Origin of the sequence: Burkholderia sp. CCA53, assembly GCF_001685525.1 — a bacterium.
Classification (GTDB): domain Bacteria; phylum Pseudomonadota; class Gammaproteobacteria; order Burkholderiales; family Burkholderiaceae; genus Burkholderia; species Burkholderia multivorans.
This window is the reverse complement of sequence record NZ_BDDJ01000001.1, coordinates 1,659,865-1,683,835: the sequence shown is the minus strand read 5'-3', so window position 1 is coordinate 1,683,835 and position 23,971 is coordinate 1,659,865. Positions and strand designations below refer to the sequence as shown.

The window sequence follows — 23,971 nt, the reverse complement described above, 5'->3', positions numbered from 1 at the left end:
CGCGCGCCGCTTCACGCGGCGACGCGGCCGTCCGTCATCGCGCCGACGCGCGCGAGGAAATGTTCGCCGTCGCGGCGCCCGAGATCGTATGCGTGCTGCATCTGCGACGGGCTCGTGTAATCCCAGCTGGAAATCGGCACCTTCGTCGACGGCTGCACGTACAGCCGACGCTGATCGCCGTGCGCGACCGTAAACATCTGCGGACGCGGATACCGCCGCGTGACGAGCACCAGCACGTCGCCCGGCGAGGCGTCGAGCGCGCTGACCGGCACGTTGTCCACCATCCCGCCGTCGAGCACCGGCCGGCCGCCGCGCCGCAGCACCGGCGTAAACGGCGGCGTACACGACGACTGCAGGATCAGGTCGGCCAGTTCGTCGACGTGCGCGCAATCCTGCGCGCGCACGAATTCGGGACGAAAGCCCAGTGTGCGGCCGAGCGTCGGATGCAGCGTCTTGCGCAGGTACTTTTCGATGTTGTACGCGACGAGGCCCGCGGCCACGGCGCTGCGCGCGCCGAGCCAGCGCGGCACGTGCGACACGCCGATACGGATCTCCGGCGCGCTCGCGAGCTGCGCGAACGGCTCGCCGTAGATGTCGAGCAGCGCCTGCCGGTAGATCCGGTAGTGCGGAAACATCGGCTCGCGGCCGAACAGATTGCGCCAGTACACGTTCTTCCGGTTCTCGCGCAGCGCCTCTTCGTAATAGCGCATCACCCACGCGGCATCGCGCGTGTACAGCATGCAGGCCGTCGCCGCGCCGGCCGAAATGCCGGCGATCACACGCGGGCGCAGGCCGAGCGCCGGCTGCGCGACGTCCCAGAAACCGGCCTGCCACCAGCAGCGATTGCCGCCGCCCGCGAAAACGATCTGGTCGAACATCGCGCCGCTCAGCTCGTCAGCGCGTAGGTCGACGTCGCGTGGACGGCCATCTTGCCGTCCTCGTCGAACAGTTCGACTTCGCCGAACACGAGGTTGCGGCCCATTCGCAGCACGCGCGCGGTCACAAGCACGTCGCCCTTGCGCACCGGACGCATGAAGTTCGTGTTCAGCGAGACGGTCGTCATCGGCCGGAACTCGCCGAGCGCGGCCGAGATGGCGACGACCATCGCGGTGTCGGCGGCGGCCGTGAATACCTGACCGCAGATCACGCCGCCCGAATGGCGGAATTCGCCGGAAAACGGCAGGCGCAGCGTGACGCTGTCGTCGCCGATCGATACGGGGACCAGATCGAGCGAGCGGACCCACGGGGCCAGCAGGCGATCGAGCAATTCGCGGACTGCGTTCTCGTCCATCTTCGAATGTCCAGAAAACGTTGCGCGACCGCCGCGCAACAGGTTGGACGTCATCATACCGGGAGCACGGAAACTGCGATGGCTCGTTATCCCGCCGTCAGGTCGCGTTGTCGTGACGAAATATTTTCGCGAAATATGCAGAAAGGGCTTGCCATGTCCCGAAAAGCCATGCATAATTTCGCTTCTGTCGGGGGGCGTTAGCTCAGTTGGTAGAGCAGCGGACTCTTAATCCGTAGGTCGAGTGTTCGAGTCACTCACGCCCCACCAGGAATTTCAAAGGCCGGTCAGCGCAAGCTGACCGGCCTTTTTCGTCTGTGTAGCACCGCACACCGCGATGGCCGCGTCGGGCAAGTTCGAATCGCGGCGCAGCCTCAGTGCTCGACACTTCCCCGAATCCCTTGCTTCCGCAACGATGTCACACGACGTAGTCAGCCACCGTTCCCAGCTTCGTCCGTAACGCTGACACAACGGTGCCGACGTCGATATCGCTGACCGCACCGCTGCTCTGGATACCGATCGACTTGCAGCGCGGCGTGAGTCGCAAGTGCATGGGCTCCGCGTGCGCAAACAGCGTGACCGAGCCGGCATCGGTGGTGTGTGCGACATGCATCAGCCCGCCATCGCACCCCACGAATCCTGCGCTGCGCGCGATGACCGCGCGCGATTGCAGCAGGCTCAGCTTCCCCACCAGAGAGCGCACGGTAAAGCGCGCATAGGTCTGTCGGCCGATTGCGTCCGCGGCATCGCGCCCGTTGTCCGAGCCGAGCAGCAAGACGGACGGCGGCACGTCGAGATCGTCCGCCGCGTCCAATGCGCACAACAACTCGGGCCAGCGGTCGTAGGTGCGTCTTGGCTCGATGCCGCCGACCGCGATGCACAGATACGGCGTTTCGGGCACGAGCGCGTCGACGCTGCGTTCCGTCGGATCGCTGCAACCGAGGTAGGGCTGCGCGAGCGCGTGCAGCCGCGCGGGCGTCAGACCGAGTCCGAATACGTCGTTGATCGCAGCAAAGCTGAACTGCGTCTGATTGCGATCCGGACCGTAGAAGTAGCCGAACAGGCACGCGAACGGCAGGTGCCTGAAATGCTTGCGCTTCAATCGGATCGACGGCAGATTGAATTCGTTCAGCAGCACCGCATCGTAGTCGCGCGCCAGCGCGTCTTCCACGCGGTCGAACACATTCGCGAAAACATCGTCTTCCTCGAACAGCGGGCGCAGTTTCGGCAGCGTCAGCAGATCCGCCTTCACGCCCGTGCCGCGCAGCAGGCTTCGGCCGGCCATGTCCATGGTCGCGTCGCCGAAATTCGCCTTGCCGGTGTACAGCCACAAAATCCGCGCATTGTTCGGCAACGTGTCGCGATAAAGCGCCGTCTGCCCACCCAGCGCGAGCGACCATCGGCGGTGAAGATATTTTTTCGCGACGGTCAACTTCGAGGCCTGCGCGAGATAGCGCGCCGGATCATGAGGCACCGATTCGTAAGGAATCGACGTAGAGCGTGCGACACAATGGTCGATCAATCGAAACATGGTTGGTATCGTTGTCATTTTCGTCGGCCGTGCCCGCGCCGTTGCCGACATATCGCGCCGTTTCTCGTGACGGAACGGCATCGACGGCCTTTCCCCGGGACGAATGTCGATGCACGTGCACCATGGCGCCCGCCGCGAACGCTCCATTATAGGGGCTCGCGACACCGAACCCGCATTCTTGACCGGCGGCAGCTTCTAAAGTAACGTCTCGCACGCCATGTCGCCGGATGGCGCAGTCAATCCAATCGACCATTTGCCGTATCCGCGCCGCATCGCGCCCGCCATCGCCTGCGATAGGCAACGCCATCGAGGTGGCGCATGCAGCCAACGGCGCGGTTCGCCGCTTGCCGGCAAGGATCGCGCTTGCCTACGTCGACGGGGCGGTCACCAAGCCAATCTCAATTTCAGATTTCTTCCGGAGCCCGTGTTGAGGCGTGATTGCTTGTCGTCCCCCGCCCGGCTACCCAGTCGTGATGAACGCCCGCCGCTCGCAGCCGTCGCAGCCTACATCGTGATTGCAGCCGCCCCGCTGTTCCTCGTCACCATTCGTGGCTGGAGCAGCGCGGTCCTGTTTGTCGCGGCGCTCTGTGCCGCCGTTGCCTTGGCGCAGCGACGCGCATCGCCCTTCGTCGCAGTCGCGGAACGGCCGGCCACGATGCGCATGGCGATCGTGCTGCTGCTTCCGGTCGCATCGATCCTGATCAGCTCGGCTTTCCGCGGCAAATTCGCCGCACCGATGTTCGACAGCCCGTCCCGCTTCGCCGCCGCGATCCCGATTCTGCTGCTGGTCGTGCACTATCGGTTCAGCGTCGGCCGGTGGCTGCAGTACACGATTCCGCTCGGGCTGGTCGTCACGTTCGTGCAGCTCCACTTCTTCGAAGGCCCCCATTTCTGGGACGGCGACCGGATGGCGACGTACTTCGCGGATCCGCTGACGTTCGGTCAATACATGATGACGCTCGGACTGATGAGCCTCGCGTCGATCAATCTGTTCGGCAAGGACCGCCCGCCGCTGATCGCGTTCAAGTGCGCGGCTGCCGCGCTCGGGTTCTATCTGTCGATTCGCTCGGGCAGCCGCACCGGCTGGCTGGCGATGCCGATCGTGATCGCCTATCTCGCGCTGCCGCGGCATCGCCAATTGCGCGCACGCAACGTCGCGTTGGCACTCGGCGTCGTGGCCGTGCTACTGGTTTCCAGCTACGAGTTCTCGCAGACGGTCCGCGCCCGCATCGACGCCGCGCAGCAAGACTACGCGAGCTACCACTTTTCGGGCATTGCGCCCGACACGTCCGCGGGGCTGCGCATCACCTTCCTGCGCATTGGCACCTATCTCGCGGCGACGCATCCGCTCGGCGGACTCGGAGACACGGGTTTCGAGTCGGCGCTGAAGGCGCCCGAACTCGCGGCATTCGCTTCTCCGTATGCGCGCAGCTTCGCCCTGCATGCGGGCTTTCACAACGAGCTGATGACGAATGCGGTACGCTCCGGCATCTGGGGGATCCTGTCGACGCTCGCCTTGTTCATCGTACCGATGGTCATTTTCGTGCGGGCCATCCGCTCGCCCGACCGCGATCGCGTCGCCAATGGCACGATGGGCCTCGTGTTCATGATCTGCCAGATTGTGAGCGGCATGACGACCGAGGTGTTCAACCTCAAATTTACGGCCAGCTTCAGTGCGATTTTCATCGCAGCGTTGTGCGGTGCCTCGATCATTCGCTATGGAAAAGAATAAATACTCGATTACGTTCGCCTGCTACAACCAGGTCGAATATACGAAGAAGTGCATCGACAGCATGCTGAAACATGGCACGCCGCTCGATCGCGTCGTCGCCGTCGATAACGCGTCGAGCGACGATACGCTCGAGTATCTGAAGAGCCTGCCGCTCGGCGGCGTCATCCACAATGCCGAGAATCTCGGGTGCGGGATCGCATGGAACCAGGGCGCACTGCATCAACAGGCCGAGTGGACCGTCGTCATGAACAATGACGTGCTGGTATCCGCGGAGTGGATCGAACGACTGATCCATGCGGCGGAGAAACACAACCTGAAGGTCGCGTCGCCGGCCTTGGTCGAGGGGCCGCTCGACTACGATTTCGACGACCAGTCGCTCGTGTGGAGCGACCGCATGCGCGACACCCTTCGCGTCGGCACTCGCCATGCCGTCTGTCTCGCCGTGCATCGAAGCGTATGGCATGAGGTCGGCTACTTCCAGCCCGTACCGAAGCTGCTCGGCTATGAGGACACGCTGTTTTTCAGCGAGCTCGACAAGGTCGGCATTCGCACTGCGATCACCGGTGCGGCGTGGCTGCACCACTACGGCTCGATCACGCAGACCGCGATGAAGCAGGAGCGCGGGCTGTCGAGCAAGCAAGGTCTCGCCAACCGAAAGAACTATCGGCTGTTGAATCAGAGCTGGCTGACGCGCAAGATGAACAAGCTCAAGCGCAACCGGATGCTGAACGCGTGGCGCGAGGCGGAACTGGCGCGCTACGGCATGACCTTGCACGGCAAGCGCGAGGGCGGCGACTATCACTGGCTTTGACGCCGCTCGCTGTCCCTCCGAAGGCGTGTTGCTGCGGCTGACCCGCGGCTCGTCCGCTCCGCCGCAGCACGCCCTCCCACCTCCTGTACCGCGCAGCACGCCGACGATCGGCATCCCTCCGTTGGCCCCCTTTTTTTGCATCGCCGCCTCGATAGGGCACGTCGGTAAGCCACCGAACGCATTTCCCGCGCCGTTTCCGCTAGAATCCTCCGACAAATAATCACACGATCGGCGCGGGCCTTGCCGTTCCCGCGTCGGCACTGAGAGAACATGGGACGTCAGACATGGGAACATGTGAGCGGGACGCGACCATTCGGGCGGTACGGTGGCGCCGAGATCGGGCTGTCCGTCGGCGCGCGCGACTCGGTCGCCCGCACCGCCCTCCGCCCTGCATTGCGCGAACCGGATCCGGTCATGCCGCTTAACGCGCGGATCGCGCTCGCACTCGGCATCGCGCTGCTCGTTGCGGCAGCCATCCTTGCCGTCACGGCCGGCCACGCGACCGGCCATCTGATCCGCATGCCGGGCACGGTCGTGCGCATCGTCCAGGACAGCGACGCGATGCGCGCGTATCGGCCGATCGTCGCGTACGTCGCGGACAACGGCGAGCGTCGCGAGATCGCCGGCAGCACCGCATCGATCGTCCCCGCCTACGATATCGGCGAGCACGTCGACGTGCTGCTCGATCCCGCCCATCCGAACCGCCCCGCCACGATCGACGACTTCGCGCAGCGCTGGTTTCCGGCCTGCGCCGCGGCGCTGCTCGCGGTCGCGTCGTTTGCGATCGGCAGCCTGCTGTACGTCAACGCGCGCCGCCACGCGGCACGCGACACGATGCCGGGCGCCGCTGCGCGCCAACGCGCGCTGCAGCGCTGGGACGTCGCGGTCGTCCTGATTCCGATCGCGATCGGCACCGGCTTCCTCGCCGGCGCGGGCGCGACTGGCCTGCGTCAGTGGCAGACCGTGCGCCATTACGCGTATGCGACGGGGCGCGTCATCGCGTTTGCGGACAACACGCACGCAGCGCACGGCGCATCAGCCTCGTCGCGCTGTGCGGCGCTCGTCGCGTTCACGGCCGACGGCGGCCGGCGGATCACGTTCCGGCAGCGCACGCCCGTCGCACATTCGCGTCTGCAGGCGGGCGAAGCCGTCACCGTGCTGTACGACCCCGTGATGCCGGAACGCGCGATCGTCGACCGCTTCTGGGATCGCTGGGGCATCACCGCGATCCTGTTCGCGATCGGCGCGCCGTTCCTCGCGGCCGGCCTGTTCGTCGCCGCGACGCTATGGCCCGGTCAGCCGCCGTACGAGCGCGCGCACTGACTTCTTCGTGCGATCGCGCGCGCCGTCCGCCGACATCCGGCGACGGCCCGCGCGCATCGCGCCTGCCTACCACGGCAGCGAATACGTCTTCGTATTCGTGAAGCTCTTCATCGCCTCCTGCACGCCCTCCTTGTAGCCGAGCCCCGAATCCTTCACGCCGCCGAACGGCGTCAGTTCGAGCCGGTAGCCCGGCACCTCGCGCACGTTCACGCTGCCCACCTCGAGTTCGGTGATGAAACGCGTGATGTAGTCGAAGCGGTTCGTGCAGATCGACGACGACAACGCATAGTCGGTGCTGTTCGACATCCGGATCGCTTCGTCGATGTCGCGAAAGCGCATGATCGGCGACACGGGCCCGAACGTTTCGTACTTCACGAGCGGCATGTCGGGCGTTACGCGATCGACGACCGTCGGCGAATAGAGCGCGCCGTCGCGTACATTGCCGACCAGCAGCCGCGCGCCGCGCGCGATCGCATCGTTTACGCGCGACTCGCAGAACATCGCGGCCGCCTCGTCGATGACCGTGCCCATGTCGTTCGACGGATCGGCCGGATTGCCGTACGACCACGCGCGCGTTTTCTCGACGACGAGCTCGGTGAAGCGATCGGCCACCGCCTCGTGCACGAGCATCCGCTTGATCGCGGTGCAGCGCTGCCCGGAATTCTTGTACGAGCCCGACACCGCAAGCGTGCTCGCTTCGTCGAGGTCGGCATCTTCCATCACGATGATCGGATCGTTGCCGCCGAGCTCGAGCACGGCGCGCCGGTAGCCCATGCGCGATGCGATCGACTTGCCGATCGACACGCCGCCCGTGAACGTGATCAGATCGATCGCCGGATTCGTCACAAGCTCGTCCGCGATCTCGTTCGGGTCGCCGGTGATCACCTGCAGCATCTGCGGCGGCAGGCCCGCTTCATAGAGGATGTCCGCAAACAGGTAGCACGACAGCGGCACCTTCTCCGACGGCTTCACGACGATCCGGTTGTTCGTCGCGATCGAGGGCACGACCTTGTGCGCGACCTGGTTCATCGGATGGTTGAACGGCGTGATCGCCGAAATCGCGCCGAGCAGCGGCTCGCGCTGCGTGTACACGCGGCGCTTCTTGCCGTGCGGCGTCAGATCGCACGAGAAGATCTGCCCGTCGTCCTTCAGCACTTCGCCGGCGCCGAACGTCAGCACGTCGGCCACGCGCCCCGCTTCGTAGGTCGAATCCTTGATGCACAAGCCCGCTTCCGCCGTGATCAGCGCGGCGATCTCTGCCGTGCGCGCACGCACGATGTCGGCCGCGCGACGCAGGATCGCCGCGCGTTCGTGGCGCGTGAGCGTCGGCCGATACGCGCGCGCCACCGCGAACGCGCGCCGCACGTCGTCGAGCGTCGCTTTCGGCACCGTGCCGACGAGCGTGCCGTCGTAGGGGTTGCGCACGTCGATCGTCGCGTCGCGACGAATGCGCTCGCCATCGATCCGGAGCGCTTCATGACGAACGTCGCAGGCTGCCGTCGATTCTGCAATGGCATTCATGGGTGTCTCCTTCCCGATGCGGGCTTAGCGCAGATGGTTGAGCGCGATGTCGATGATGTCGAAGTTGCGCAGCCGCGCGCGGCCCGCGACGTCGGCACTCACCGGCTGGCTGAAGATCAGCGGCACGATCTGCTCGGAGAGTCCGCCGTGCGAGCGCAACGGCACGTCGAGGCCCGACAGGTCGTGCTTGATGCGGCGCGTGCCGAGCACGACGTCCTGTTCCGAGATCACGATCAGGTCGCCCATCCGGTCGGGCGGCAGCTCGAAACGCGCGCAGCCTTCGGCGCCGCTCAGCACGAGCTCGATACCGTCGACGGCAGCGAGCCGCGCGCGCAGCGCGTCGACGTCGGCCGACGCGGGCACGTAGACGGTCGCGAACGAGCCGAGCGCGCCGTGGTGCACGACGTACGGATCGGTAATCGGCAGAATCACGCGCGCCGCATCGTGGCCGAGCCATTCGTCGAACAGCTCCTGCAGATAGATCACGTTCGGCTCGCCCGTCTCGCCGTCGTGCTTCGCGTTCATGCCGTGATCGGCGGTGATCGCGACGATCGCGCCGAGCTCGTCGAGCCGCTTCAGATACGCATCCATCATCTGATAGAACGCATTCGCGCCGGGCGTGCCGGGCGCGCACTTGTGCTGCACGTAGTCGGTCGTCGACAGATACATCAGGTCGATCGGCCGCGTCTCGAGCAGCCGCACGCCGGCCGCGAACACGAACTCCGACAGCTCCGCGCTATACACGCTCGGCACCGGCCGCCCGACGAGTTCGAGCACGTTGTCGATGCCGTTTTCGTCGAGGCTCGCCTCGTCGGCCTTCTCCGACGAAAAGCAGATGCCCTTCAGCCCCTTGCCGAGCAGCCGGCGCAGCTTGTCCTTCGCCGTGACGACCGCGACGCGCGCGCCCTGCTCCGCGAACGTCGCGAGCACGGTCGGCGCGACCAGGTACTTCGGGTCGTTCATCAGCACCTCGGCGCCGGTGTCGCGATCGTAGAAATAGTTGCCGCTTATCCCATGCACGGCGGGCGGCACGCCTGTCACGATCGACAGATTGTTCGGGTTCGTGAAGCTCGGCACCACGCATTCGCCCTTCAGCGCCGTGCCCGGCTTCAGCAGCGTGCGCAGATACGGCGCGACACCGGCCTCGGCGGCCCGCTCCAGATACTCGTACGCGCAGCCGTCGACGCACACGACCACGACCGGACGACTCATCCACTTGTAGCGGCGGCCGTTCACTTCCACGGAAACAGGCGTTTCAGTCATGACATTGAGTCCTTTCGGTTCGAACAACGATTGAGCTGCCGGCGCCCGCGCCGCGCCGAGGAGGTGTTTTCCATGCTTGACATTAAAATCGACGATTTGTAGATTGTCAACAACATGCAAAGAACAGCAGGCAGAGTACCGACAACAAAGAGAGGGCAGGTCTTCACTTAACCGCCGCGTGCCGCGGCGTCACAGTCAAGGGGTCTGAGATGAACGAAGTGCCGGTATGCAAGCGTGTGAAGGCATGGGCGGCGGGCGCGGCCCGCTGCGCCCTGGTCGCGGCGATCGCGCTCGGCGCGGCTCAGGCGGCGCACGCGAAAACGTCGCTGCTCGTCTATACCGCGCTCGAAGACGAGGCGATGAAGCCGTACAAGGATGCGTTCGAGAAAGCGAACCCCGACATCGAGATCCGCTGGGTGCGCGACTCGACCGGCTCGGTCACCGCGAAGCTGCTCGCCGAAAAGAACAATCCGCGCGCGGACGTCGTGCTCGGGCTCGCCGCGTCGAGCCTCACGCTGCTGGATCTGCAAGGCATGCTGATGCCGTACGCGCCGAAGGGCTTCGAGCAGCTCACGCGCAAATACAGCGACGCGAACAATCCGCCGCACTGGGTCGGGATGGACGTCTGGGGCGCGACGATCTGCTACAACCGCGTGGTCGGGCAGGCGAAGGGCATTCCGAAACCGACGTCGTGGGAAGACCTGACGAAGCCCGTCTACAAGGGCGCGATCGTGATGCCGAGCCCCGTGTCGTCGGGCACCGGGTATCTCGACGTGACGGCGTGGCTGCAGACGTTCGGCGAAGACCGCGGCTGGAAATTCATGGACGCGCTCGACAAGAACGTCGCGCAGTACGTGCACTCAGGCTCGAAGCCCTGCACGCTCGCGGGCACCGGCGAGTTCCCGGTCGGCATCTCGTTCGAGTTTCGCGGCCACGAACTGCAGGCGCAGGGCGCGCCGATCGATCTCGTGTTCCCGAAAGAAGGGCTCGGCTGGGACATGGAAGGCACCGCGATCATGAAGACGACGAAGCAGCCCGACGCCGCGAAAAAGCTCGCCGATTTCATGGCGAGCAAGCAGGCGAACGAAATCACCGCGCGCTGGTGGGCAATCGTCGCGTATCCGGGCGTCGCGCGCAAGCTTGCCGGCATTCCGGACAACTATGCGGATCTGCTCGTGAAGAACGACTTCGTCTGGTCCGCGAAGAACCGCACGTCGATTCTCGACACGTGGCAGAAGCGCTACGGAGCAAAAGCGCAGCAGTAACGCCGCGACCCGCAGCGGGGCCGCGCCGCGCGCCGCCCCGCGTCCCTTTCCTCGTCGAACGCGGCCTGCAGGCCGCAGCGTGGAGGCGCGCATGGCACCTTATCTGAGCGTAGAACGCATCGAGAAGCGGTACAACGACACGCAGGTCCTGTCCGACATCAACCTCAGCGTGATGAAGGGCGAAATGATCTGCTTCCTCGGGCCGTCCGGCTGCGGAAAGACGACGCTGCTGCGCATCATCGCGGGCCTCGAGACGCAGAACGGCGGCCACATCATGCAGGACGGCCGCGACATCTCGCGGCTGCCGCCGCAGCTGCGCGACTACGGGATCGTCTTCCAGTCGTATGCGCTGTTTCCGAACCTCACCGTCTACGACAACGTCGCGTACGGGCTCGTCAATCGCAAGATGAAGCGCGACGCGATCCACGAACGCGTGCATACGCTGCTCGCGCTCGTCGGCCTGCCCGACAGTCATCGCAAGCATCCGGGCCAGCTGTCGGGCGGCCAGCAGCAGCGCATCGCGCTCGCACGCGCGCTCGCGACGTCGCCGGGCCTGCTGCTGCTCGACGAGCCGCTCTCGGCGCTCGACGCACGCGTGCGTGTGCGGCTGCGTCAGGAGATTCGCGCGCTGCAGCAGCGGCTCGGCGTGACGACGATCATGGTCACGCACGATCAGGAAGAAGCACTGTCGATGGCCGATCGCATCGTCGTGATGAACCAGGGCGTGATCGAGCAGATCGGTACGCCGCTCGAGATCTACCGGCAGCCCGCGTCGCCGTTCGTCGCCGATTTCATCGGGCGCGTCAATACGATTCCGGCCGAGGTCGCGCACGACGGCACGCTGCGCGCGGGCGGCGTCGGCATCGACTGCCGGCACGGCGCCGCACGGCCGGCGCAGGGCGCGGCCGTCTCGGTGTACGTGAGGCCCGAAGACCTGCGCATCCGCGTCGCCGGCGAAGCGGCCGACAACGTGCTCGCGGGCCGCGTCGAGAAACTCGAGTTCCTCGGCGCGTTCTGCCGCGTGAGCTTCCGGATCGACGGGCTCGACGGCCAGGAGATCGTCGCCGATCTGTCGTATCGCGACGTCGACCGCACCGGCGTGTGCGCCGGCGCGCGCGTCGATCTCGCGCTCGATCGCGAGCATGTCCGTGTGTTCCCCGTTGCCCAGGAGCGACTGCAATGAGCGCCGTCCTCGCCGAGCGCCGCCGCGGCGCTACCGCCCCCGCCGACGTGCGGCAGATCACGCACTGGCACGATCGCGTCGCGCAGCTCGCGCTCGTCGCGATGGCCGCGCTGCTGTCACTGTTCCTGCTGCTGCCGCTCGCGCTCGTCGTGCATAAATGCTTCGTCGATGCGGACGGCCATTTCGTCGGCCTGCACAACTTCGTCACGTATCTCGAGGACAGCGCCGTGCTGCGCTCGATGCTGCATTCGTTGACGGTCGGCGCGCTCGTCACCGCGATCGTCGTGCCGATGGCGTTCACGTTCGCCTATGCGCTCACGCGTTCGTGTATGCCGTTCAAGAATGCCGCGCGCACGATCGCGCTGCTGCCGCTGCTCGCGCCGACGCTGCTGTCTGCCGTGTCGTTCATCTACTGGTTCGGCAACGCGGGGCTGCTCAAGCCGCTGCTGCACGGTCACTCGATCTACGGGCTGCCGGGAATCGTCGTCAGCATGGTCTACGCGTCGTTTCCGCACGTGCTGATGATCCTCGTCACCGCGCTGTCGCTCGCGGACGGGCGCCTGTACGAAGCGGCCGCCGCGATGGGCACGAGCCGCACGCGCAAGTTCTTCACGATCACGTTGCCCGGCGCGAAATACGGGCTCATCAGCGCGACGATGGTGTCGTTCACGATGTGCATCAACGACTTCGGCGTGCCGGTCGTGATCGGGGGATCGTACAACGTGCTGTCGACCGACATCTACAAGCTGATCATCGGGCTGCAGGACTTCAACCGCAGCGCGGTCGTGAGCCTGATGCTGCTGTGCCCGGCGCTCGTCGCGTTCGGCGTCGACTACTTCATCCGCCGCCGCCAGCAGTCGCAGCTCGGCGCACGCTCGACGCCGTATCAGCCGAAACCGTCGCGCGGCTTCGATCTCGCGATGTTCGCGTACTGCGCGATCGTCTGTGCGTTCTTCCTCGCGGTCGTCGGGATCGCGGTGTTCGCGTCGTTCGTGAAGTTCTGGCCGTATCAGATGAGCGTCGGGCTGCAGCACTATCGGATGGGACTCATCGCGGCCGGCATCTTCGACGCGTACAAGAACAGCCTGAAGATGGCGGCGACCGTCGCGATCGGCGGCACGATCGTCGTGTTCGGCGGCGCCTATCTGATCGAGAAGACGCGCGGCGCGCGCTGGCTGCGCGGCTTCATCAGCCTGTGCGCGATCCTGCCGATGGGTGTGCCGGGGCTCGTGCTCGGGATCAGCTACATCTTCCTGTTCAATGCGCCCGGCAATCCGCTGAGCGGGCTGTACGGCACGCTGTGGCTGCTTGCGATCGTCACCGTCGTCCACTACTACGCATCGAGCCACCTGACGGCCGTCACCGCGCTGCGGCAGATCGACGGCGAATTCGAGGCCGTGTCGGCATCACTGAAGGTGCCGTTCTACAAGACCTTCGTGCGCGTCACGGTGCCGGTGTGCCTGCCCGCGATCCTGCTGATCGCGCGCTATCTGTTCGTGAACGGGATGACGACCGTATCGGCCGTCGCGTTCCTCTACTCGCCGGAGACGCAGCCCGCGTCGGTCGCGATCCTGAACCTCGACGATGCGGGACAGATGGGCCCGGCCGCCGCGATGGCGACGCTCGTGCTCGCGACGTCGTCGTGCGCGTGCCTGCTGTTTGCCTGCGTGTCGCACGTGCTGCTGCGTCGCACGCAGGCTTGGCGCACGCCGTATCGCCGCTGATTTCCCGATGCACCGATCCGATGCCCGACTTCCTCAAGGAGAAACCATGACGCTCGCCGATCAGCCCATCCTGCTCACGCCCGGCCCTCTGACGACCTCCGCGCGCACGCGCGACGCGATGCTGCACGACTGGGGGTCGTGGGACAGCGACTTCAACGCGATCACGGCGCGGCTGCGTACGCGGCTCGTGCAGATCGTGCACGGCGAAGACACGCACGAATGCGTGCCGCTCCAAGGCAGCGGCACGTTCTCGGTCGAAGCGGCGATCGGCACGCTCGTGCCGCGCGACGGCCACGTGCTGGTGCCGAACAACGGCGCGTACTGCCAGCGCATCGCGAAGATCTGCCGCGTGCTCGGCCGCCGGCTGACGACGATCGACTACAGCGAAGACCGCCGCGTCGATCCGGCCGACGTCGATCGCGCGCTCGCCGCCGATCCCGGCATCACGCACGTCGCGCTCGTGCACTGCGAGACGGGCACCGGCGTGATGAATCCGCTGCACGAGATCGCGCAGGTCGTCGCGAAGCACGGCCGCGGGCTGATCGTCGACGCGATGAGTTCGTTCGGCGCGATCGAGATCGATGCGCGCACGACGCCGTTCGACGCGGTGATCGCGGCGTCGGGCAAGTGCCTCGAAGGCGTGCCAGGCATCGGCTTCGTGATCGTGAAGCGCAGCACGCTCGAACGTTGCGAAGGCAACTGCCATTCGCTCGCGATGGACCTGTACGACCAGTGGGTCTACATGCAGCGCACGACGCAGTGGCGCTTCACGCCGCCGACGCACGTCGTCGCGGCACTCGACGCGGCGCTCGCGCAATACCTCGACGAAGGCGGGCTCGCCGCGCGCGGCGGCCGCTATCAGCGCAACTATCGTGCGCTGATCGACGGGATGCGCGCGCTCGGCTTCCGCCCATTCCTCGATCCGGCGATCCAGGCGCCGATCATCGTCACGTTCCATGCGCCGGACGATCCGAAGTACGACTTCAAGACCTTTTATCAAGAGGTCAAAAAGCGCGGCTACATTCTGTATCCGGGCAAGCTCACGCAGGTCGAGACGTTCCGCGTCGGCTGCATCGGCCACTTCGGCGAAGCGGGCATTCCGGGCGCCGTCGCCGCGATCGCCGACACGCTCAAGGCGATGGGCGTGCAGCGCATGTCCGCCGAAGCGGCCGCGTGATGCATGCCACACCGACACCGTTCGGGCCGTGCACGCGCGCGGCCCTCCACTCAACCGGCTGAACCTTCGATGCGACCTTTCTGGATCGAACAAGCGCTGTTCAACGACGGCGATCTCGCGCCCGCGCTGCAGGGCGCGACGCAGGCGGACGTCTGCATCGTCGGCGGCGGCTTCACCGGACTCTGGACCGCGATCCAGACGAAGCGGCAGAATCCGGCGCTCGACATCGCGATCGTCGAGAGCGACCTGTGCGGCGCCGGCGCGAGCGGCCGCAACGGCGGATGCCTGCTCACGTGGTCCGCGAAATTCCTGACGTTGCGGCGATTGTTCGGCGAGGCCGAGGCGATCCGGCTCGTGAAGGCATCGGAAGCGGCCGTGCAGCACATCGCGGACTTCTGCCGCGAGCATGCGGTCGACGCGGAACTGCGGCTCGACGGCACGCTCTACACCGCGACCTCGCCTGCGCAGATCGGCACGCTCGCGCCGGTGCTCGATGCGCTGGCCGCGTGCGGCATCCACAGCTACGAGCCGCTGCCGCCGGCCGAGGTCGCGCGCCGCTCGGGGTCCGCACGCAATCTGGACGGCGTGTACTCGCCGATCGCGGCGACCGTCCATCCGGGCAAGCTCGTGCGCGGCCTGCGCCGCGTCGCGCTCGCGATGGGCATCCGCCTCTACGAACGCACGCCGATGCTCGCGTTTACGCCGGGCCAGCCGGTGGTCGTGCGCACGCCGTGCGGCAGCGTGACCGCGAAGAAACTCGTGCTCGCCATCAACGCATGGATGGCGAGCCGTTTCCCGCAGTTCGAACGGACGATCGCGGTCGTCTCGAGCGACATGGTGATCACCGACCGATGCCCGGAGCTGCTCGAACGCACGGGGCTCGTCGACGGCGTGTCGGTGCTCGACTCGCGGATCTTCGTCTACTACTACCGGACGACGGTCGACGGCCGGCTGATGCTCGGCAAGGGCGGCAACACGTTCTCGTGGCGCAGCCGGATCGCACCTGTCTTCGATCGCCGCTCGCCGTACGAGAGCGAACTCACGCGAAGCCTGCACGCGTTCTTTCCGTCGCTCGCCGGCGTGCCGATCACCGCGAGCTGGAACGGGCCGTCCGACCGTTCGGTGACGGGCTTTCCGTTCTTCGGCCGGCTCGACGGCGCGCCGAACGTGTACTACGGCTTCGGCTATTCCGGCAACGGCGTCGGGCCGACGTACATGGGCGGGCAGATCCTGTCGTCGCTCGTGCTCGACGCCGACAACGCATGGACACGCAGCCCGCTCGTGCGAGGGCCGCTCGGCCGCTTCCCGCCGGAGCCGCTGCGCTACGTAGGTGCGCATGTCGTGCGCAATGCGATCCGCCGCAAGGAACGCGCGGAAGACGAAAACCGACGGCCGGCGGCCGTCGACACGTGGCTCGCGAAGTTCGCGAGCGCGGCCGGCAAGGCCGACAAGGGATGAGTCGCGCGTCGCGCGCCGCCGCAGCAGCAGATGAAAAAAGGGACGCCGGAAAGGCGTCCCTTTGTTCATGCCGCGTGACCTGCGTACGCGGCGCGGTGCACGGCCGCGCGTGCCGAGCGCTACGCGCGCGCCTTCTCGCGCGCCGCCTTGCCGGCCGCCGGCAGGCCCTGCTCGTGCGTGCGCCGCATCCGCGCCAGACCGTGCGCGACGTGCTCGCGCACGAGCGCGACGGCCTTCTCCTCGTCGCCGTCGGCGAGCGCCTGCACGATCTTGTCGTGCTCGGCCGCCGACACCGCGATCGCATCCTCTTCCGCCTCGATCGCCGCCTGGCGGAGCAGCCCGAGCTGGCGAACGAGCCGGCGATACGTATCGGTGAGATGCGTATTGCCGACGCCGACCACCATCGCATCGTGGAACTGCACGTTGAGCTCGGTGTAGCGCGTGACGTCGTGTGTCTTCGCGGCCTCCTTCATCGACTTGACGATGCCCTTCAGGATCTTCAGCGTGTCGGCCGACATGCGCTTCGCGAGCGCGCGCGCGACCGATTCGTCGAGCATCGCCCGCACCTCGTAGATTTCCTCGGCCTCGCGCAGCGGCACGACGCGCACGGTCACGCCGCGGTTCTTCTCGTTGCGCAGCAGGCCGGCCTGCTCGAGCGCACGGAACGCTTCGCGCACCGGCCCGCGCGACACGTTCAGCTTCGTCGCGATCTCGACTTCGTTCAGCTTCTCGCCCGGTGCGTATTCGCCGGACACGATCGCGCGCTCCAGCATGTCCTGGACGATCATCGCGAGCGACTGGCTTTGCAGGAGTTCGATGGCGTTCAGCGCGTTCGGGGCAGTCATGGTCGGGCAGGCAGCAAGGCTGCGGCAGGAAACAGGGGCGCCATATCGGCGAATGATCCCTGTATACCCTTAGCCCGACATATTGTCAACAGTTTTCAGTTTCCAAAAAGCTTGCGCCGCCGCGGCGGCGCAGCGCTCACTTCGGCAGCGCCGGGATCATCCATGTGAGCACGTGCTGCTGCAGGAAGACCAGCACGCCGAGCAGCAGCGTCAGCACGACGCTGTGCCAGAACGTGCGCGCGAACACGATCCCTTCGCGCCCTTTCAAATCGGTCGTCGACACGCCGGTCGCGATATTCTGCGGCGAAATCATCTTGCCCATCACGCCGCCCGACGAATTGGTCGCGGCCATCAGCACCGGATCGAGGCCGAGTTGCCGCGCGGCGACGACCTGCAGATTGCCGAACAGCGCATTACCCGACGTATCGCTGCCCGACAGGAACACCGCGATCCAGCCGAGCGACGCCGACACGAGCGGAAACAGCGCGCCCGTCGATGCGACGCCGGTGCCGAGCGTATAGCTGATGCCCGAGTAGTTGAGCAGGTACGCGAGCCCGACGATCATCATCACCGTGACGATCGCGATCCACGTCTGCCGCCACGTTTTCACCACGCACTCGAAGAACGCGCCGACGCCCGTGCGCGTGAGCGCAGCGGTGATGATCGCGGCCACGAGGATCGCGGTGCCCGTGCCGAGCGGCTGGAAGTCCCAGATCGCCGCATACGGCTTCTGGTACAGCGACACGAACACCGCATTGTGCAGCCCCGGCCACTTGATCTTCACGTCGCCGATCGCCGCGATGTTCGCATGCACCCACACGATCACGACGACCGACACGACGATCCACGGCAGCCAGCCGCCGAATCCGGCGCGCATGCCGCTGCCGCCCGTGCCCACGCCCGTCTCCGTGCCCGCGCCCGCGCCGCGTGCGAGCGAGAACTGCGGATCGGGCTGCGGCTTCCACATCTGCAGGAAGCCGATCGTGACGATCAGCGACGTGAGCGACGACAGCACGTCAGTCAGCTGATAGCCGAGATAGTTCGACGTGACGAACTGCGCGAGCGCGAAGCTGCCGCCCGATACGAGCAGCGCAGGCCACAGCCGCGCGATCGAACGCATGCCGCCGTACGCGCCAACCACGTAGAACGGCAGCAGCAGCGCGAAGAACGGCAGCTGGCGGCCGACCATCGCGGCAAGCGTCGTCGGCGGCAGCGACGTGACGGCGCCGAGCACCGTGATCGGCACGCCGAGCGCGCCGAACGCGACCGGCGCGGTATTGAACAGCAGCGTATAGGTCAGCGCTTCGAGCGCGGGGAAGCCGAGCGCGATCAGCAACGCGCTGGTGATCGCGACCGGCGTGCCGAACCCCGAGATCCCTTCGAGCAGACAGCCGAACGAGAACGCGACGACCAGCAGCACGAGGCGGCGGTCGTCGGGCAGATTGTCGAGCATCCATTGCCGGAACTGGTCGAAGCGGCCCGACTTCACCGCGATGTTGTACAGCAGCAGCGCGTTGAAGACGATCCACATCACGGGCACGACGGCGAGCGCCATTCCGGCGCCGACCGCATCGAACGCGAGACCGGCCGGCATCCCCCACGCCCCGATCGCGACCGCGAGGCCCGCGACGAGCCCGGCGAGCGACGCCTGCCACGCAGGGCGGCGCAGCACGCCGAGCGCGATCAGCGCAACGGCGATCGGAATCACGGCGACGAGGAACGAGAGCAGCAGCGAGCCGGCGACGGGCGTCAGCGGCTGCGCGAAGACGATGCCGGGCGGTAGAGCGACTGTGGGATTCATCGTGTCTCCTCTGGATGGACGACGAGCCGATCGATCGGCCGCTTGCGCATGCAACGGTCTGCGTCGCCAACCGATCGGTCGCTTAAAAGAGGTTAGGAGCCACGTGCCGCTTGTACAAGGGAGGGCAAGCCCGAGGCCGGCCGCTGTGCGCGGCCGTTCGCCGACGCGCAGCGGGCAGCGCGCTGACAGGCACGACAGCTACGCGCGCGTCGCGTCGCGTCGCGCCGCCGCAATGTTGCGTGTCGAACAAAGGAGCCTGTCTGCGAGCGGGATGTTTCGTTGGGCGTCCGAAGTCTAGACTCGCTGCATCGAATCCGGCCGCGCCGCCGACGGCGCCGCGCCGGCATGCCATGGAGCCAAACACGATATGAACACGTTGAAACAGGCCGTATGTGCTGCGCTGCTGATCGGCTCGACGTGCGCGGCGCACGCGCAGCCCGCATCGCGGCCGCTGACGCGCGCCGAGGTTCGTCAGGAACTCGCCGAACTGCAGGCGGTTGGCTATCGCGCGAGCCTCGCGAGCAGCCCGAACTTCCCGGACGACATGCAGACGATCATGCGACGCGCGGCCGCTGCGCGCGAACGCGCCGGATATGGCGGCACCGGCCGTGCGAATGTCGAATCGGGCAAGCCGGCGCTGCCGCGCGCAGCCGATCGCGAGACGTATGCGCACCACTGATGGCGCGCCGCACGTGCTGAGGCGCTCGCAGCAAGATCGCCCGACGGGCGCCGACGTGCGCGGCGCAGTGCGCCGCGACGCACGTCAGACGCTGAAGCGGTTCAGCGTATATGCGCGATAGGCCGCGACGAACGCGTCGAACGATCCGGCCTCCTTCGCTTCCAGCTCCGCCTGCTCGGCGAGCGACTGCTCGGCCAGTGCGGTCGATGCGCGCATCGCGTCCGCCGACGGCGGATGCGCACGGTAGTACGCGGCATGCGCTTCGCTCTGCGCGCGCGCGAACGCGAGGAACGAGTGGCCGTTCTCGCGCATCGTGCGCAGCACACGCGCCGACGGCGTGCGTTCCGGATCGGCGAGCTTCTCGCGCTGCGCGGCGATCGCGCGCGCATGCGCATCGTCGCCGCGAATCTCGTCGAGACGGCGGCCGATCGTTTCGATGTCGGCCATCAGCGCATCGGCCCACGCGCGCATCGCGATCGGCTCGCCGTCGCGCGTCAGCATCAGTCCCGGCTTGCGGCCTTCCATCGTCACGCTCGCGAAGTTCGCATTCGCTTCCTTGTACGCGTCGCAGTCGAGCGTCGGGCTCGCGTCGAGCGCGCATGCGAGCAGAAACGCGTCGAGAAAGCGCGCGGTGTCGATCGCGATGCCGGTCGGCTCGAACGGATCGATGTCGAGGCAGCGCACTTCGATGTACTGCACGCCGCGCGACGCGAGCGCATGCAGCGGACGCTCGCCCGAATAGGTGACGCGCTTCGGCCGGATCGTCGAGTAGAACTCGTTCTCGATCTGCAGCACGTTCGTGTTGATCTGGATCCACTCGCCGTCGCGGTGCGTGCCGATCGCCTCGTACGGCGGATACGGCTCGCTGACGGCCTTCGACAGCGCGTCGAGATAGCCGGGCAGCGTGTTGTAGTCGACGTGCAGCGCGGCCTGTGCGGTCGTGTTCGAGTAGCCGAGATCGCTCATGCGCAGGCTCGTCGCATACGGGCGGTACAGCGTATCGGCGTCGAACGCTTCGAGCGTGTTCGGCTTGCCGCGCAGGAACTTCGTGTCGAGCGCGGGCGACGCGCCGAACAGATACATCAGCAGCCAGCTGCGGCGCCGGAAGTTGCGGATCAGCGCGAGATAGCGCTCGGACTGATAGTCGACGAGCGTCGCGGTCGATCCTTCGTCCGCATGCAGCCGCCGCCACACTTCCTCATGCAGCGAGTAGTTGTAGTGGATGCCCGCGATGCACTGCATCGTGCGGCCGTAGCGATACGCGAGGCCGCGGCGATACACCGTCTTCAGCCGACCGATGTTCGACGTGCCGTAGTTCGCAATCGGGATCTCGTCGTCGGCGGGCAGCAGGCCGGGCATCGAGTTGTTCCATAGCAGCTCGTCGCCGAGCGACGCGTACACGTAGCGATGCAGTTCGTCGAGGCGTTCGAGCGTCAGCGCGGCGTCTCCTTCCGCGGGGGTGATCAGCTCGAGCAGCGCTTCGGAATAATCGGTCGTCAGCGACGGATGCGTGAGTGCCGATCCGAGCGCGCGCGGGTGCGGCGTGAACGCGATCATCCCGTCGCGCGTCACGCGCAGGCTTTCCTTTTCGATGCCGCGCAGGCCGTCGGGCAGATGCTGCCGCGTCGGGCCCGTGCTCAGCGCATCGAGGCGATTCAGCAGCAGTTCGGACTGGCGGTGAGTCATGGTGTTCGACATGGATGCGCAAGTGCGGGACGGCCGCAGGACGATGCCGCGCGGCCGGCTGGATTATTGGTCGCTTCGTTGGTAGCGGGCACTTTAACATCTCGCCGAAACACGCGCTTGAGGTGCGCCGGCGCGCGCGCGGGCGTGAAATCGACGGTCCGGGCGCGCGGCGTGCGGCGTTGCGCCGACGTTATGCAGCACGCAGCGAGGCGGCTGCGCAGGCGGTTGCGGATTCGTCCGACGGAACGCGGCGCGCGGCCATCGTACGCAGCGCCGGTTCCGATGCAATAGCGGCTAGCCGCCGCGCGCGGCGCCCATCCGGTCCGCGACCTCGTTCCACAGATGCAGCGCCGCGTACGCGCGCCACGGCCGCCAGCCCTCGGTGCGCTGCTTCTGGCTCGCGAGCCGGTCGAGCGACGGATCGCGCGCGGCGATCGACTGCATCAGGACCAGATCAGACGCGGGCCACGCGTCCGGATCGCGCCATGCGCGCATCGCGATGTATTCGACCGTCCACGGGCCGATGCCGGGCAATTCGAGCCACGCGGCGCGCAGCGTCGCGAGATCGGCCTGCGCGGTGTCGACCGGCACGTCGCCGGCCGCGACCGCGCGCGCCATCCCGGTCAGCGCGGCCGCGCGCTTGCCCGGCATGCCGATCTTCGCGAGATCGCACGTGGCGAGCGCGTCCGGCGTCGGAAAGCGCCAGGCGGGCGCACCGTCGGCCGTATCTGCATCGTCATGCCGCACGCGCTCGCCCGCGCGTTCGACGAGCCGCCCGACGATCGTCGTCGCGGCCTTCACGCTAACCTGCTGGCCGACGATCGCCCGCACCGCCAGCTCGAAACCCGACCACGCGCCGGGCACGCGCAGCCCCGGCGCGGCCGCGACGAGCGGCGCGAACCACGGGTCGCGCGCGAGCCCGCTGCCGATCGCGGCCGGGTCCGCGCCGAGATCGAACATCGACGCGACACGCGCGGCGAATGCATCGTCGACGTGGCGCGCCGCCGCGCCTTCGACGGTCGCGATCAGACAATGCCGACGCGGATGCCGCGTCACGGTGAGCCGGCCCGGTTCGCCGTGCAGATCGACGATGCGTCGATAGACGCCGTGCGCGACCTGCTCGACGCCGGGGATCGCGCGGCCGCTGAAAAAGCGCAGCACGCGCGGCCAGTCGTACGGCGCCTTGAAGCGCAGTTCCAGTTGCGCCGACGGCGGCACGTGGCCGCCGTCCGCTGTCGATGCGATCGTTGCGATTTCGATGCTCAAGCTGTGCTGTCCTCCTCGATGGCGGCCGTGGCCGGTTCGTCGTCGCGTGCGCGGCGCGCTTCGGATGCGAGCAGCGTCGCCTTGCGGCGCACGCCCCACCGATAGCCGGCGAGCGCGCCGCCCTTCTGCACGACACGATGACACGGAATCGCGAGCGCGACCGGATTCGACGCGCACGCGGACGCAACCGCGCGCACCGCGCCCGGCGCGCCGAGCGCTGCGGCGATCTCCGAATAGCTGCGCGTCTCGCCGTACGGAATATGCGTGAGCGCTTCCCAGACGCGCTGCTGGAACGCGGTCGGCGCGATGTCGAGCGGCAAGTCGAAGGTGTGCCGCGTGCCGTCCAGATAGGCGCCGATCTGCGCGATGAACGGTGCGAGCCGCGCCGGCGATTCGACGAGCTCGGCCCGCGCGAAGCTCGCCTTCAGTTCGTGCACGAGCGCAGCCGGTTCGTCGCCGAACGCGATCCGGCAAATGCCTTTGTCGGTCGCGGCGACGAGCACCGTGCCGAGCGACGTCGGCGCGGTCGCATAGTCGATCCGCAGCCCCGCGCCTTGCCGGCGAAACGCGGACGGCGCCATCCCGAGCTCGCGCGGCACCGACGCGTAGAGCCGCGACGGCGAATTGAAGCCGGCGTCGACCGCGGCGCGCGTGACGGGCTGCCCGCGCTGCAGCGCCTGGCGCAGCGCGGCGCCGCGCTGTGCGGCCTGGTATTGCCGCGGCGACACGCCGACGACGCGCTTGAACAGCCGCTGAAGATGAAACGGGCTCACATGCACGGCGTCGCTCAGCTGCTGCAGCGTCAGCCGCTCCGAATGGGCATCGAGCACCGCGCAGGCGCGATTGACGATCTCGAACTCGCGCGGCAGCCCTTCCGGCTGACAGCGCTTGCAGGGCCGGAAGCCTGCCGCCCGCGCGGCGGCCGGATCGTCGAAGAACGCCACGTGCTCGCGGCGCGGCAGCCGCGACGCGCAGCTCGGACGGCAGAACACGCCCGTCGTGCGGACTGCGTAGAAAAACGCGCCGTCCGCGTGCGGATCGCGGGCAGTCACGGCGCCCCAGCGGGCATCGTCGGTCGGATAGGCGGTTTTCATCGTAACCTCGCACTCTCGAGTGTAGACGGTGCCCACTTTAGGCGCCGGCACGTACAGTCGCGCGCCGAATCTTGCGCTGTCATCCGCGGCGCAAATCGGGGCCGCAAGCGACGCCGCCTGTCATCGCGCCGTCACAATTTTGCTGCACTGCGGGTGCGACAAAACGCCGTCCTGACGTTTTTTTACACACACGATATTGCATCGCACCATTCGTATGTGTATAGTGGTTCCTGTCTCCTCCATGTCTCCTCCTGATATGGATTAAGCCCGTTCCGCGTGAACGGGCTTTTTTTCGTCCGTCGATTGTGCCGTGTTCCGGCCGAT

At 66.9% G+C, this 23,971-nt stretch carries 19 protein-coding genes and 1 tRNA gene; 10 read left to right on the top strand and 10 right to left on the bottom strand.

The features are described 5' to 3' along the window. Window positions 1-11: 11 nt before the first annotated feature. On the bottom strand, window positions 12-878 hold the full coding sequence (locus BCR55_RS07850; protein WP_065494416.1) for a patatin-like phospholipase family protein: 867 nt from the start codon (window positions 876-878) through the stop codon (window positions 12-14). 8 nt (window positions 879-886) lie between these two features. After that, entirely contained in the window at window positions 887-1,291 is a 405-nt protein-coding gene (locus BCR55_RS07845; protein WP_012467421.1) for a PaaI family thioesterase, read from the bottom strand. A 191-nt stretch (window positions 1,292-1,482) separates the two neighbouring features. On the opposite strand from BCR55_RS07845, the gene BCR55_RS07840 reads away from it, so the two are divergent. After that, window positions 1,483-1,558: transfer RNA gene (locus tag BCR55_RS07840), tRNA-Lys, on the top strand. Window positions 1,559-1,706: 148 nt separating this feature from the next. Here BCR55_RS07840 and BCR55_RS07835 read toward each other — a convergent pair. Then, complete coding sequence (locus tag BCR55_RS07835; RefSeq protein WP_065494415.1) at window positions 1,707-2,900, bottom strand: glycosyltransferase family 9 protein; 1,194 nt, start codon at window positions 2,898-2,900, stop codon at window positions 1,707-1,709. A 136-nt stretch (window positions 2,901-3,036) separates the two neighbouring features. Here BCR55_RS07835 and BCR55_RS07830 point away from each other — a divergent pair, with 136 nt between their 5' ends. From BCR55_RS07830 to BCR55_RS07820, 3 genes are all read left to right on the top strand, one after another. Continuing rightward, window positions 3,037-4,551, top strand: coding sequence for an O-antigen ligase (locus tag BCR55_RS07830; RefSeq protein WP_254661821.1), 1,515 nt, complete (start codon window positions 3,037-3,039; stop codon window positions 4,549-4,551). After that, entirely contained in the window at window positions 4,538-5,362 is an 825-nt protein-coding gene (locus tag BCR55_RS07825; RefSeq protein WP_006401782.1) for a glycosyltransferase family 2 protein, read from the top strand. The genes BCR55_RS07830 and BCR55_RS07825 overlap by 14 nt, the downstream gene beginning before the upstream one ends. A gap of 414 nt (window positions 5,363-5,776) precedes the next feature. Next, window positions 5,777-6,685: a DUF3592 domain-containing protein gene (locus tag BCR55_RS07820; RefSeq protein WP_006407229.1), complete on the top strand. Its 909-nt coding sequence runs from the start codon at window positions 5,777-5,779 to the stop codon at window positions 6,683-6,685. A 66-nt stretch (window positions 6,686-6,751) separates the two neighbouring features. On the opposite strand, the gene phnY is transcribed toward BCR55_RS07820, so the two are convergent. Both phnY and phnA read right to left on the bottom strand, forming a co-directional pair. Then, window positions 6,752-8,206 (bottom strand): phosphonoacetaldehyde dehydrogenase, encoded by a 1,455-nt coding sequence (gene phnY, locus BCR55_RS07815; protein ID WP_045593739.1) that lies wholly within the window; start codon window positions 8,204-8,206, stop codon window positions 6,752-6,754. Window positions 8,207-8,230: 24 nt separating this feature from the next. Then, on the bottom strand, window positions 8,231-9,469 hold the full coding sequence (gene phnA, locus BCR55_RS07810; RefSeq protein WP_059940132.1) for a phosphonoacetate hydrolase: 1,239 nt from the start codon (window positions 9,467-9,469) through the stop codon (window positions 8,231-8,233). Window positions 9,470-9,678: 209 nt separating this feature from the next. Between phnA and BCR55_RS07805 the strand changes: the two genes are divergently transcribed. The 5 genes from BCR55_RS07805 to BCR55_RS07785 all read left to right on the top strand — a co-directional run bounded on the left by BCR55_RS07805 (window position 9,679) and on the right by BCR55_RS07785 (window position 16,276). Further along, window positions 9,679-10,734: a putative 2-aminoethylphosphonate ABC transporter substrate-binding protein gene (locus BCR55_RS07805; protein ID WP_006407232.1), complete on the top strand. Its 1,056-nt coding sequence runs from the start codon at window positions 9,679-9,681 to the stop codon at window positions 10,732-10,734. Window positions 10,735-10,825: 91 nt separating this feature from the next. Further along, the gene (locus tag BCR55_RS07800) at window positions 10,826-11,917 is read left to right on the top strand and encodes a putative 2-aminoethylphosphonate ABC transporter ATP-binding protein (RefSeq protein ID WP_006407233.1); all 1,092 of its coding nucleotides are present in this window, start codon (window positions 10,826-10,828) and stop codon (window positions 11,915-11,917) included. Continuing rightward, window positions 11,914-13,641: a putative 2-aminoethylphosphonate ABC transporter permease subunit gene (locus BCR55_RS07795; RefSeq protein ID WP_065494413.1), complete on the top strand. Its 1,728-nt coding sequence runs from the start codon at window positions 11,914-11,916 to the stop codon at window positions 13,639-13,641. Before BCR55_RS07800 ends, BCR55_RS07795 begins: the two co-directional genes overlap by 4 nt. A 46-nt stretch (window positions 13,642-13,687) precedes the next feature. Beyond that, the gene (locus tag BCR55_RS07790; protein ID WP_065494412.1) at window positions 13,688-14,818 is read left to right on the top strand and encodes a 2-aminoethylphosphonate--pyruvate transaminase; all 1,131 of its coding nucleotides are present in this window, start codon (window positions 13,688-13,690) and stop codon (window positions 14,816-14,818) included. A gap of 69 nt (window positions 14,819-14,887) precedes the next feature. Beyond that, window positions 14,888-16,276, top strand: coding sequence for an FAD-dependent oxidoreductase (locus tag BCR55_RS07785; protein ID WP_065494411.1), 1,389 nt, complete (start codon window positions 14,888-14,890; stop codon window positions 16,274-16,276). A 119-nt stretch (window positions 16,277-16,395) separates the two neighbouring features. Here BCR55_RS07785 and BCR55_RS07780 read toward each other — a convergent pair whose 3' ends face one another. After that, on the bottom strand, window positions 16,396-17,121 hold the full coding sequence (locus BCR55_RS07780; RefSeq protein WP_006410383.1) for a phosphonate utilization associated transcriptional regulator: 726 nt from the start codon (window positions 17,119-17,121) through the stop codon (window positions 16,396-16,398). A 136-nt stretch (window positions 17,122-17,257) separates the two neighbouring features. After that, the gene (locus tag BCR55_RS07775) at window positions 17,258-18,922 is read right to left on the bottom strand and encodes an L-lactate permease (protein WP_065494410.1); all 1,665 of its coding nucleotides are present in this window, start codon (window positions 18,920-18,922) and stop codon (window positions 17,258-17,260) included. A gap of 367 nt (window positions 18,923-19,289) precedes the next feature. On the opposite strand from BCR55_RS07775, the gene BCR55_RS07770 reads away from it, so the two are divergent. Then, window positions 19,290-19,601, top strand: coding sequence for a DUF4148 domain-containing protein (locus tag BCR55_RS07770; protein WP_065494409.1), 312 nt, complete (start codon window positions 19,290-19,292; stop codon window positions 19,599-19,601). Between the two features lie 84 nt (window positions 19,602-19,685). Here BCR55_RS07770 and gshA read toward each other — a convergent pair whose 3' ends face one another. The 3 genes from gshA to ada all read right to left on the bottom strand — a co-directional run bounded on the left by gshA (window position 19,686) and on the right by ada (window position 23,647). Beyond that, a complete protein-coding gene (gene gshA, locus BCR55_RS07765; protein ID WP_006410378.1) occupies window positions 19,686-21,299 on the bottom strand; it encodes a glutamate--cysteine ligase in 1,614 nt (537 codons plus the stop codon). A gap of 282 nt (window positions 21,300-21,581) precedes the next feature. Further along, window positions 21,582-22,553, bottom strand: coding sequence for a DNA-3-methyladenine glycosylase (locus BCR55_RS07760; protein WP_065494408.1), 972 nt, complete (start codon window positions 22,551-22,553; stop codon window positions 21,582-21,584). After that, a complete protein-coding gene (gene ada / locus BCR55_RS07755) occupies window positions 22,550-23,647 on the bottom strand; it encodes a bifunctional DNA-binding transcriptional regulator/O6-methylguanine-DNA methyltransferase Ada (protein WP_065494407.1) in 1,098 nt (365 codons plus the stop codon). Before ada ends, BCR55_RS07760 begins: the two co-directional genes overlap by 4 nt. Between the last annotated feature and the right edge of the window lie 324 nt (window positions 23,648-23,971).